Annotated in this window: 13 protein-coding genes and 1 tRNA gene; 2 read left to right on the forward strand and 12 right to left on the reverse strand. The window is 30.5% G+C overall.

The genetic code is table 11. From position 1 onward, the window contains the following. Positions 1 to 360: 360 nt before the first annotated feature. Positions 361 to 1,449 (reverse strand): PRK06851 family protein, encoded by a 1,089-nt coding sequence (locus BUB51_RS10225; RefSeq protein ID WP_073197554.1) that lies wholly within the window; start codon positions 1,447 to 1,449, stop codon positions 361 to 363. 189 nt (positions 1,450 to 1,638) lie between these two features. Here BUB51_RS10225 and BUB51_RS10230 point away from each other — a divergent pair, with 189 nt between their 5' ends. Further along, on the forward strand, positions 1,639 to 1,869 hold the full coding sequence (locus BUB51_RS10230) for an alpha/beta-type small acid-soluble spore protein (protein WP_073197556.1): 231 nt from the start codon (positions 1,639 to 1,641) through the stop codon (positions 1,867 to 1,869). Positions 1,870 to 1,892: 23 nt separating this feature from the next. Here BUB51_RS10230 and BUB51_RS10235 read toward each other — a convergent pair whose 3' ends face one another. The 10 genes from BUB51_RS10235 to BUB51_RS10280 form a co-directional block, all read right to left on the reverse strand. Continuing rightward, positions 1,893 to 3,284: a hypothetical protein gene (locus tag BUB51_RS10235; protein ID WP_073197558.1), complete on the reverse strand. Its 1,392-nt coding sequence runs from the start codon at positions 3,282 to 3,284 to the stop codon at positions 1,893 to 1,895. 87 nt (positions 3,285 to 3,371) lie between these two features. Beyond that, on the reverse strand, positions 3,372 to 3,647 hold the full coding sequence (locus BUB51_RS10240; RefSeq protein WP_052045319.1) for a YkvA family protein: 276 nt from the start codon (positions 3,645 to 3,647) through the stop codon (positions 3,372 to 3,374). 20 nt (positions 3,648 to 3,667) lie between these two features. Next, positions 3,668 to 4,051 carry a universal stress protein gene (locus BUB51_RS10245; RefSeq protein WP_073197559.1) on the reverse strand — a complete coding sequence of 128 codons (384 nt, stop codon included), beginning with the start codon at positions 4,049 to 4,051 and terminating at the stop codon, positions 3,668 to 3,670. Positions 4,052 to 4,201: 150 nt separating this feature from the next. Further along, positions 4,202 to 4,298 (reverse strand) — tRNA-Sec (locus BUB51_RS10250). A gap of 204 nt (positions 4,299 to 4,502) precedes the next feature. Then, positions 4,503 to 5,669, reverse strand: a complete 1,167-nt coding sequence (locus BUB51_RS10255) for a tyrosine-type recombinase/integrase (protein WP_073197561.1) — start codon at positions 5,667 to 5,669, stop codon at positions 4,503 to 4,505. A gap of 91 nt (positions 5,670 to 5,760) precedes the next feature. Next, on the reverse strand, positions 5,761 to 5,985 hold the full coding sequence (locus BUB51_RS10260) for a helix-turn-helix domain-containing protein (RefSeq protein WP_073197563.1): 225 nt from the start codon (positions 5,983 to 5,985) through the stop codon (positions 5,761 to 5,763). A gap of 50 nt (positions 5,986 to 6,035) precedes the next feature. Further along, positions 6,036 to 6,269: a hypothetical protein gene (locus tag BUB51_RS10265; protein ID WP_143153610.1), complete on the reverse strand. Its 234-nt coding sequence runs from the start codon at positions 6,267 to 6,269 to the stop codon at positions 6,036 to 6,038. Positions 6,270 to 6,317: 48 nt separating this feature from the next. After that, positions 6,318 to 9,128, reverse strand: a complete 2,811-nt coding sequence (locus BUB51_RS10270) for a phage/plasmid primase, P4 family (RefSeq protein WP_073197567.1) — start codon at positions 9,126 to 9,128, stop codon at positions 6,318 to 6,320. A 49-nt stretch (positions 9,129 to 9,177) separates the two neighbouring features. Beyond that, positions 9,178 to 9,570 carry a hypothetical protein gene (locus BUB51_RS10275; RefSeq protein ID WP_073197569.1) on the reverse strand — a complete coding sequence of 131 codons (393 nt, stop codon included), beginning with the start codon at positions 9,568 to 9,570 and terminating at the stop codon, positions 9,178 to 9,180. A gap of 123 nt (positions 9,571 to 9,693) precedes the next feature. Next, entirely contained in the window at positions 9,694 to 10,221 is a 528-nt protein-coding gene (locus tag BUB51_RS10280; RefSeq protein ID WP_073197571.1) for a hypothetical protein, read from the reverse strand. A 459-nt stretch (positions 10,222 to 10,680) separates the two neighbouring features. Here BUB51_RS10280 and BUB51_RS10285 point away from each other — a divergent pair, with 459 nt between their 5' ends. Continuing rightward, positions 10,681 to 11,121 carry a hypothetical protein gene (locus tag BUB51_RS10285; protein ID WP_073197574.1) on the forward strand — a complete coding sequence of 147 codons (441 nt, stop codon included), beginning with the start codon at positions 10,681 to 10,683 and terminating at the stop codon, positions 11,119 to 11,121. A gap of 143 nt (positions 11,122 to 11,264) precedes the next feature. Here BUB51_RS10285 and BUB51_RS13175 read toward each other — a convergent pair whose 3' ends face one another. Further along, a complete protein-coding gene (locus BUB51_RS13175; protein ID WP_159430396.1) occupies positions 11,265 to 11,414 on the reverse strand; it encodes a hypothetical protein in 150 nt (49 codons plus the stop codon). Positions 11,415 to 11,505: the final 91 nt, after the last annotated feature.

The raw sequence follows: 11,505 nt of genomic DNA on the forward strand, positions 1-11,505 counted from the left end.
CATCACTGCATAGGTTGTCATTTTGAAATTCATCTAAATGACGTACCCTTGAGACCTCCCGGGGTAAGCGTAACCACTTTCCTCCCATATATCCGCCACATTTACTGCATAAACCTTCGGACCGTTTTGGGCTTTGTTTTGTTTTGCAAACTCACCCGATTTATACAGCCTCGAATGTGGTTCGTGTACCTCGGACCAGGATTTTGCCTCCGGCTTCCTTCAGATTCCACCTCACGATGGACACCCTTGCCTTTAGCTAGTGGTTGGCACGGTCAACCCCCACAGTGGACTTTCACCACCTAGTTGTTACGCATGCCCGGCACACAAAAAGCAGGTGGCAGCTTGCCACCTATTTAAAATCTATCTTATTCTATTTTTATATCTTAATATTCTTCTTACTATCTCTTTTCTTGCTCTCTCTACCTCATCAAAGTTCATATTTGGTACATAATTTGTTTCTAGTAAATCATGTGTTTCTTTAGCTTTTTTAATAGTCTTTATTGCATTTTCTATTAAATTGTTCATTATTTCCTTATCATATTCGAGTTCACTCTGATATTTTTCGATTACCTCCATATTTAAAAATCTATTTAAATCTATAACTTTTTTATTATCATCTTTAAACATTTCGCTAATTGTTAATCCAACATTTATACCTTTGATAAATACTGTTTCTATTTTTTCTGGTATAAGCGGTGTATGATATACTTCAACATCCAGTCCTCGCCTTTGTGCTTCTTTATATACTCTCTCTAATAATGTACTCTTACCGGTACCAATATCACCTTTAATGTAATATATCCTCTCTGCATCTTGCAAAATAGTATCTGTAAATTCCACCCATCCTTTTGGAGTATATGCACTACCAAATAAATGTCTATCTTTCCCCGGTTCTTCACTTATATTAATATCTTCCAGTATTTCTTCAATCAATTTTTGAGTTTCTATATTTACCTTTCCAAAATCCATTGCTTCACTATTTTTATCAACTATATCCTCATATATAGGTTTCGCCGCTTCTAAATATTTGTATGCAGTTCTAAATAATCTGCCTACTTCTTTATTAGTTTTTAATACATTCTCTTTATTTCTTTCCATCTTATCTACATTCCAATAGTCTCCCAAATGTATTATTTCATCTACTGCTCCAGGGTTTTTAGGATCAACTATATGTGGTGCTGTACCATCAATCATCGCCACGTTTAACTCTGGAATAACAATCCCATCAATCGAATTATTATCAGATGAACAATGATGATATTCAATATCATAGCCTAGTTCTAATAAATCTTGAGCTACTCGCTTCATCATAGAAGATTTACCTACTCCCGGGCCGCCTTTTACAACAAAAATACGGTTTGCATCATCTTCTATTATATAGTCATAGTATGAATAAAATCCTTTCGAAGTATTGCCACCTGGAAATACTCTTTTGATTTTACCCTTCATATTATTCCTCCTTTTCAATTGATATTCATTTTCGTTTTAATCTTATCTAATTTATAATATATTTCAACACAATTTTTTTGTGCATGTCTCTTTTTTATAATATCCTATTTATAATTTGGTAATTTTATCATGCTTTAATTAAATAAATATTAGGAAAAATATAAATAAAAGATGAAAGGAGTTGTTAAAATGGCAAGAAAAAATAGACCTGCCCCCGAAGCGCGACAAGCTTTAATGGAATTAAAATTAGAAATTGCAAGTGAGCTAGGCCTTGATAAAATACATGAAAGAGAAGATATAGATCCCATTATAAGAGAAGTTTTAAAAAATGGCGGTAAATATGCAGGATATGTTGGAGGATACATGGTTAGAAGAATGATAGAACAAGCAGAACGCGATTTAGCAAACAAACTTAAATAAATACATAAGTAGGGCAGTAAGCCCTACTTTAATACTTCTATCGAAAACGAATCTATCCATATATCACTTATCTTTTCAGGTGTAATATAAATCTTTATATAGTCTCCTGCATTTGTATTTATATTTAAATTATATAAAGTCCAATTATCTTTAATAACATATATTTTTTTGCTAACCTTGCTGATAGTTTTATCTTTACTTATTAATTTTAAAGTTATAACTGCATCTTGTGTTTGATTTGAATTTACCCACATAGAGATATCTACATTCCTATTTTTAAGATAATCAAATTTTTGACTATTCAAATCAACTAATCCTATTAAAAACTCATTATTTTTGCCACTAGAATTGTTTATCTTAAGAGAATAACTGCCTTTAAAAGATTTTTCTTCAGAAATACTTGCTATATTTGTTTCTCCTAATGATTCAATCATATCCTTATCAAAATAACTTAAAAGCTCTTCATCATCACAAATATCACTATTTTCTTTATCTTCATCCATAATATCATGTTGTTTAGATATATCTCTCTTTTGTGTCTCGCTCTTATCTTCTAATTCATCTATAGTAATTTCTTTATTTGTTGGAACTTCTATTTCCCTATTTAGCTTTATCATTTTACTTATTGAAATAGCTACAAATGGCAATAATACAAGTGCAATTATGCCTAAAACAATAGCACTTTTCTTAATCTTAAATTTTACTTTTCTCTTTTTTAAATTTGTTCTAACAGAATGAATCTTTTTTCCTTCTTCTTTTTCTGGATTTATCAGTCTATATATTTTAGATGATTTCAAATCCTTTAATATTTCATCAAAATTAGTATACCTTTCTTCTAAACATTTCACAATTATTTTCTGGATATCCGGCGGTATTTCTCTAGATATCTTATCATCACGAACTTCATCTCCAGCAAAAATTATATGTAATAAATTGGCAATATCTTTCAAAACTTGAGCGTATGATACTGATTTGTCATCAGATAAAACTATTAACCCTGTAAAAATTAATCCGTTATTTTTATCTATTTTGATATTATTACTTTGTATAATGGACGACACAATTTCTAATGGTAAATTCTTAATCTTATTTATTTTTTCTAAAATCAAAGTTGAATAATTTATTTGATTACTAATGGTAATTTTCATTTTTTTGACATGTTCATAAATATCTTCATATTCATTATATCTAGTAATTATATAGATAGCTTTTTCAGTTTCCTCGATTTTATCTACTAAATCAAATTCTTCTTTTAGTACCATTAATTCTTCTTTTTTAAACAAATCCTTATCAAATAAAATATTTACTAGATATTCATCACCAGAAACTTTACCTTTACATTTTATAACTTTTTGGTGTTTATTCTCAATATATACATCTATAGCAGTAAGATTCTCAAATATTTTACCAGACATATAATCTCCCTTTCGATTGATTATATGTCTATTTTACCATTTTTTATACGAATTGTCACAGTTTTTAGACATTAAATACGAATATATTTATTCTTTTTCATCTTTAACCTCATATTCGACATCTTCTATCACTTTATTATCTTTATTCGCATATTCATCTAAATCGTCAGCTAATTTAGCTAATATATATAATATTAAAACTATATCATCAATAATGCCAAATCCTAATATAGGTTCTGGTAATAAATCGATTGGACTAATTAGATATATAAGCCCTAATATAATCCATATCTTTTTTGAAAATGGAACATTGCTATCTAATAAATATTTTATAGCTATAGACGCTCTTTTTAAAAAAGACATAATGCCCCTCCATTTTCCACTTAAATAATAGCAAAGTCAACGAATGGCAACATATACTTTAATTCCATTGCTATTTTATGATCTTTTAAATCATCACTATCTGGTGAAGTACCCATAATAATGTTAGTAATGTTATGTTTTTTAGCAAAATCAGCCATGGCTTTTACTACATCTTTTGATCTTAAAACGGTCAAATCTGCACCTACTTTTTTGGAAACATTAAATAAATACTCTAATGCCTCTCCATCACTTGAATTATTTAAAAACTTATCTTTTTCATTAACTACATGTATTACAAATAATTTATCATCATCGCTTTTTACAGCATTATATCCTTCCATGATTAGTCTCTCACAAGTTTTCTGTTGTGTAACACAAACCATTATATTTTTTCCTGAACTCATAGGAAATCCCCTTTCAATAAGCAATTTGTATTTAAGTTTTCAATTCCCCACTACTATAATTATACCAATCACAAAATTAAATTCAAAGAATATAACAAAAAACACAAAAAATAAAAAAGCGACTTCAACGCCGCATATATTTTCCAAATATGGCGGGGATATGTGGGAATCGAACCCACCCAGGACGCTCCTAACGCCCCGTACTGGTTTTGAAGACCAGAGGCGACACCAGCCGCCATCTACCCCCAAGTAGTATCTTTTCCTTGACACTACTTCATTATAGCAGATTATTTTTTTCTGTCAAGGTGCATCTTGCATGTTTTTGCCGACGATTTGCCGCCGAAATAGAAAAAACTAATTAATACTAATTAAAGTTTATTGAAAATAGTCTATATGAAATATTCGTTATAAAAGAAAAAAGCTAGCCACTTAAATTCAACTTTCCAAGTGGCTAGCTAACGTTATTGCTAAATATTCCTCTTTCTATTTTGTTGGCTGCTTCAATCTCTACTTCATTGTATATGTGAGAGTACAAGTCTAATGTAATTCCTATTGATGAATGTCCCAGTCTTGTTGAAGCGACCTTTGCAGCTATCCCATACTTTAGCAGTAATGAAGCATTTGTATGTCTTAAATCGTGAAATCTGATTTGTTTAAGTTCATGTTCTTTTAAAAACGTTGAAAATCTTTTGGAAAAACTGGTTGGTATAATCGGTCTTCCATCTGGCTCACAGCACACCAAATCATAATTCTGGTATTCACTACCTAAAGCCAATCTAAGTTTATTTTGTCTTTTTTTATGTTCTTTTAATAGTTCAATTATTGAATCTGGTACTATCAATGTCCTTTCTCCAGCAGAACTTTTAGGCGGCTTAAATATAAATTCTTTATTTACATACACTAAACTTGTTTCTACTTTAAGTTTCTTCTGTTTAAAATCTATTGCCGCCCATTTTAGTCCTAAAACTTCGCCACGTCTTAATCCTAATCCAACTCCTAATGCTACTGGTACTTCCAATCTAGTCCCCTTTATATACATTAACAGTTTTCTTACTTCTTCTTCTGTATATACTTGTGCTTTATATTCTTTTGCTCTAGGTATTGTAACAGCTTCTGCTGGGTTTTTATCAATTATCCCTAATTTGACTGCTTGTTTTAAAGCTGATTTTAAGTTTGCATGTATGTGTTCTATTGTTCTGGCTGATAAAGGTTTTTTAGTTCTCGGATGTTTTTCTGTTACTAATTTATTGTAGAATTTTTGAATATCCATAGCATTTAATTTTTGAATAGGTATCTCTCCTAGGTTTGGAATTACATGTCCAAAAATATTTGCTTTATATCCTACTATTATTGTTGGAGAAAGATTTGGTTCAATGTATGTTTGCATCCATTCAGTAAGGTATTCTCCTAATGTTGTTTTAACAGGTTCTATATACTTTCCATTGTCTATTTCGTTTAACATCTTTGTCAATACTTTCTGTGCTTCTTTTTTAGTTCCTTTAACTGTTTTGTAAATTCTCTTTCTATTTCCATTTGAATCTACTCCACTTTCTATTACTATCTGCCATGATACACCTCCATTTTTTAGTTTTCTTTTTCTTATATGTCCACTAGCTATTTTATCCTCCTTCCTTCATTTACTATTAAAATAACTTTCTTTACTTGTATAGGCACAAGGATTTTAACCCTTGTACCTATATATATACTGACTAATCATCTAAATTAATAATTTTGCTTTTATCACTATAAAGCCATTCAATGAAGTTTCTTTTAGGAATTCTATAAACATTACCTATTCTTATATAATTCATCCCCCCATACTTTATAAGTTTTAATGCTTTTGCATATCCTAAATCCAATATTTCTGCTATCATTCTCGCATTTAATACTTCTGGATATTCAGGAAAAATTTCATAACAGATATTATTGCTCATGTAAATCCCCTCCTGATTATCTAAAATATAATATATGTTTTAATTTTTATTTATTTCATGTAGTAACAATTGAAAAGTTCATTGTTTATACTTCTTTCGAAGTCGCTCTGTCCAAAGTGATGCATCAGTGGGAAAAAAGTGGCACTTGGTCTTTCTTCCACCACTGCCTGCTGTCGTTGATTTTGCTCGTTTTCGCCTTCTGTAGTGGCAGGGGTGGGGGTGGTGGTGTAAAAATTTTCCCACCAAAAACAACTTGTCCCTTTCGCACCAACAATGTCGCCCAAAGGAAATCTTCTGCCTCCACCACCACTTTCGCCACTGGAATGTACCCCCTATGATGCTTTAACTTGAGAATTATCTTCTGCCTTTTCTTCTATTTCTTCACTCTCTTCATCTTCAGCAAAAAATTCTGCTATTTTAGAAGGTTCTTTTATCTCTTTTATAGGTGTTTTTGGTTTTTCAAATTGTTCATCCAAGTATCCTTCTAACTCACTAGTTTTTTTAGGTAGTAGTCGTATACCATAGAAATAGTCCCTGCCACTACTTTTTCCTTCACTGTAAAATATTTTTTCGCTGTCAAGAGCCTTTCTGAATTCAGTCCAAAACTTTCTATTGTTCATGTCTATAGCACCCTTATGTCTGTTATCTTCACACCACTCATCAAATCTTTTTCTTATCTCACCTCTGACAATTCTTTCTTTTTTTCTACCTGAAGCTACTCCAATATTTTCTCTAATGAACTGTAGTACAACATTTATTTCTTCCTTATATTCCTCCAATACTTGTTTTGATACTTTAGATTGTGTAAATCTATAATTGTTCTTTCTTAATCTTTTTAATCCTTCAAGAGCAAAGTTAAGTATCCCATCAAGTTCTTCTAAAAGCTTATCTAGCAAATTGGGGTCTGCCTTTTTTATTTTAGGATTTTTCTTATCTCGTTCACTTAATTCCAATTCATATTTTGCATCAAATAAAAGTATTATCAGTCTTCTTATGAATCCGTAAGATTTATCTTTACTGTACGGTAATTTGTTAAGAGCAAATATGAGCTTACAAAATGGTCTGAAACTTATCCCTTGTCTATATTTTTCTTCTGCGAAAATTATATCCCCTGTAGTAATAGCTTTTAGATATTGAGTATCTAGACCTTTGGAGTCTATCTCGTTTTCAGTAGATATATTAACTGTCTTATTAATCAAGTTATATCTTGCAAATGAATTGCTTAAATCTTTCATTGATACACTACTTATATTTTCTTTTCCGTAAAGATGATACATTAAATCACAAAGTACAGACTTTCCGTTTGAACCTTCTCCTAGAAAGATGAAGCCTTTTTGTGCTTTTGTTTCTGCTGTTAAGCAATAGCCCAGTATTTCTTGTACTAGCATTATCCTTTCATTATCCCCGTTAAATATATCTTTGAGATATGCTTTAAATCGAGGACAATCTGCTGATTGATTATAATTTATAGGTATTTGAATGCTTGAATATATATCTTTTCTATGTTTTTCTAATTTGAACGTATGCAGATTCAATAGTCCATTTTTCAAGTTTATATATTCTCTATGTGTATTCATTTCATTTACATAGTCAACTTCTCTTTTTAGAGCTTCCAAATATTCTTTTTCTAATTCCAAACTCCAAATGTTATCAACGTATTTGTGTAGCAAATCTCTAATTTTTCTTGATAATGCTAAATATCTTATTTCCTTCCAAACATTATCTTTATACTCATAGAATGTATCTTCATTGAAAATTAAAAGGTCTAACTGCTCATTTATATGCTTTGCAAAAATATTTCCATTTATCTTTTTGAAATTTCCTTTCTTATCGAATATAAATCCTATTTTCGTTAATTTCTCTTTAGCTTTTGTTATTGCTTTTTCTTGTGCTTCTATCTGTTTTTTGTAAAACCTCTTTAATTCTTGCTTTATATCGCTTTTCTTTATTCCAGATATTTTTGAAATCTTTTCTATTATTCTCATAGCTTCTGCTTGTTCTTCTTCATATAACAGAATAATATTTGCCATACTTTCATTTTCTGCAAAAGCATACTTATCTTCGGTAAGCTTTATGAGCATTTCCTTTAACTGTTTTTTTGCCTTTTCTACCTTTTCTTTTACATTGTCACCTTTGTTTGCTAGAAAAGCAGCAGGAGAATTTATTATCTCATTTTCTTCATTTATGTTAAATTTGCCAAAACAGCTAAATATCTCGTTTTCTCCACAACCAAGATTGATACATCTAGTTGGTCCTATTGGTCTATTCTCTACTTCTTTAATCTTTTCTTGTATCCTTGTCTCACTTCTTTCATTATGCTTACTAGAAAGTGTAGAGAAATACATAGCTGTTTTATATTCTCCTATATTTACTAGTACACAAACCCATCTGAACCAACTTTCTTCATCAAGCAACCCATATTTTTGTTCATATAGTATTTCTCTAAATTTTGCACATTTATTGCTTAAGTTTTGTAAAACTTCTTCTGCTTTTTTCTTTGTTTCACCGTAAATTATGTTTGATGCCTGCTTTTGCTTTTTTATCATATGTCTTATTAAACATTCTGGAGCTTCTTTAATATCAATTTCATCTGGAGAATGTCCTTCCAGCCATTTATATTCTCCTCCATTTTTGTGTTTTGATGGAGGAAGAACAGTCTGCTGTCCTTCCCCTAGCAAAGCACATTCGATATGCTCTTTATCTTTGTCTCTTATATAATATTTCTCTACTTTTACTTTCCCTAACAATTCTTTTGGTATAGTATATAACATACCTAATCCACCGCTAGGAGTTTCGAATTCCCATGTACTTGGTAAATCTTCTCCTCCTGTTATCTGCTCAAGTAGCTTCATTCCATCTTCGCCACCGTCTATGTCTACCCTGATTAATCCAGATGCTTCTCCCAAAGGTATACCTATATTAAAGGTTTTAAATCTTTTTTGCCACTTTTCTATATCTGATTCTGTGGTTTTATTCCATGTAGTCCAATTTTTAATTAACGGTGTTTTCCCAGGATTATTACAGCCTTTTTCATGTCTTTCAGTTACATACCAATGTTCAGGGGAACATATAGGGATTACTGGAAGTTCTAAATCTTGTGCGTAATGTTTAGCTTTTTTAATAATCAACTCATTCATACTCATTAAATCTATCCCCCTCTTTGGTTGTATAATTTTATGTGATGTTTTCCAATTATATCCTTTGCTCTTTTGATACATCTATATGGAATTCATCTGTAACTTCATTACTGTCTAATTCACATCTATAGATACTTAAACTGTAACTATCTAATTTTGTTCTTTCTATTAGTTTTATTACCATATTCTTTACTCTATCTCTAAAATTCTTTTGAATCTTTCTATAATAATTTGGAGTCCACTCGTTTAATTTACAAGTTATTGAAATGTATTTTTTATTTCTTAATTCTATATTCTCTATTTCACTTACTCTACTTAAAGCTCTAGTTATATCTTGAACTGTTCTTACATTTACTCTTTTATTGGTGAATATTTTAATTCTTGTATAGTATTCTTTATCCACTAGTTCTTCAAAAAATTTAGATATGCCTTTTTTAACTTTACACATTTCTCTTCCTCCCTTTATTTTTTCATCAGGAGCAGTTAGTTATGGTATAATATATATGGGATATTTAACTACTGCTCCTAATGGAGTATTCTATCTTGAAGCTACTTATGTTTTTAAAGTAGCTTATTTTTTTACTTTTATTAATGCGATTGTAATGTCATTTTCTGTTACATATCTAACATCATAGAAAGAATAAGAAACTTTATTGTTAAACTCTAGCCCATATTTGTCCGTAATTTCCCTTACTAAATCTGCTGAATAAATTATAACTTTCTTACTTTTTCCTGTAATTCTAGGTTTAAAGTAGTTTTCGTTCTCTGGTAAGCTTTCAAATACTGCTATTTCATCAATAGAAAATGCAATTTGAATTTTATCTGGAGAATTAATTCTCCTATACACTTCTGCTCCAAGAGTAACTCTCATACCATTTTTACTGTTTACCACCGACATAGCTGCTGCACCTTTGCCAATATCTCTACTTTTACCAAAGCTCTTACAATTCTCAAATTTGTCAAGAATAGAAGTTGTTTTATTCGTTACATTATTTAAAATCTCTTCGCAATTATCTTTGAAGTCTTCTATATGATTCTGTTGAACCACCTCCTTTGTATTTTCGCTTTTCAGTTGCTTTTCTAGTCTTTTTTTAATCATATTAAACCTCCTCCTTTATTTTAAATATTAATTTTTATATAACGGTAATCTGAACTTTGATTCCCTAGCTTTAATTTTTTCTCCCTCCTTTCGTCTAGGACTTCTATAAGACTTTTTTTACCGTTTTATAATATATTGTTCTTTCCCAAAAACTTTTTTCATTAATTTTGTACCACCATAACATGCTCATATTAAACAGAAAAATTCGTTATTAATTGATGAAACGTAGTTATCATCAGCTATAAAGCCCTTATACCTTAATTGTTTTTCTATTTATTAACTCGCATCCCATGTAACTATAACAACAAGTCAAGTCTCGATTTCCTTGTCCTTTTTCGTACATGCACTTTTCGGCTAGGATGTCCATACATATTCAAAAGTCATACAATAGTATCTATTTTTTAACTTCCATTAATTTTGTACCACTATGGTATACTTATAGTTAAAGGAGGAGTGCCATTGCTTACTAAAGAACAATTAATATCAATTTTTAAATGTTGGTATCTTGATGGTCTTTCTTATAGAAAGACATCTTCAACTCTTAAAATTCATAGAAGTTCTGTTACAAAATACGTTAAAATTATGAATGAAAATATTTCTAAATTAAAAGAAATCCTTATTTCACAAGGAATATGTAATGAAAATACATTTGAAGAGTATATTAAAAATAATTGGGAGAAATATATTGATGAAATAACATTCTTTACCCATACTAGAAAAAAAAGAGTTTTGACTGACAAAGTCATTAAAAAAATATCTAAGCTAATGGATTATCTTAATACCTCTGATTCAAGGGAGATTTATGACTATATACAAGGTTTTCTTTCCGATACCGAATTATATAATATAAGCTATTCATCAATAAGAAGAGCAGTAGAAAGAATCGAAGAAAATAAATAAAGAGTTTTCTTAATATTGAATCTGCTATTTTAATAAACTAAAATACATATATAATCGAGTAGGGGGTAGATGATTAATTCATCTACCGACCTCTCACACCACCGTACGTACCGTTCGGTATACGGCGGTTCATTAGGTTAAGTTCAACTTACTTGAACTCTGGCTTTCGCTATTGATGATGCCGAAGGTATACTACACGCTTCCTTCCTATCTTGGACTTCCAGTCCTACTTCAGTCGGAGAGCCTTCATATGAAGTTTTCTGTGGTCTTTGCATACCTCTCGAATCTTTCAATGCTACTTACCTCCCTAATGTTCGGTCCTTCCCTATCTATCCTAGGTTTTGATAGGTACTATGACCTCTGCTGACTTCTCAAGGTTCAGCT

Origin of the sequence: Caloranaerobacter azorensis DSM 13643, assembly GCF_900129995.1 — a bacterium.
Taxonomy (GTDB): Bacteria; Bacillota; Clostridia; order Tissierellales; family Thermohalobacteraceae; genus Caloranaerobacter; species Caloranaerobacter azorensis.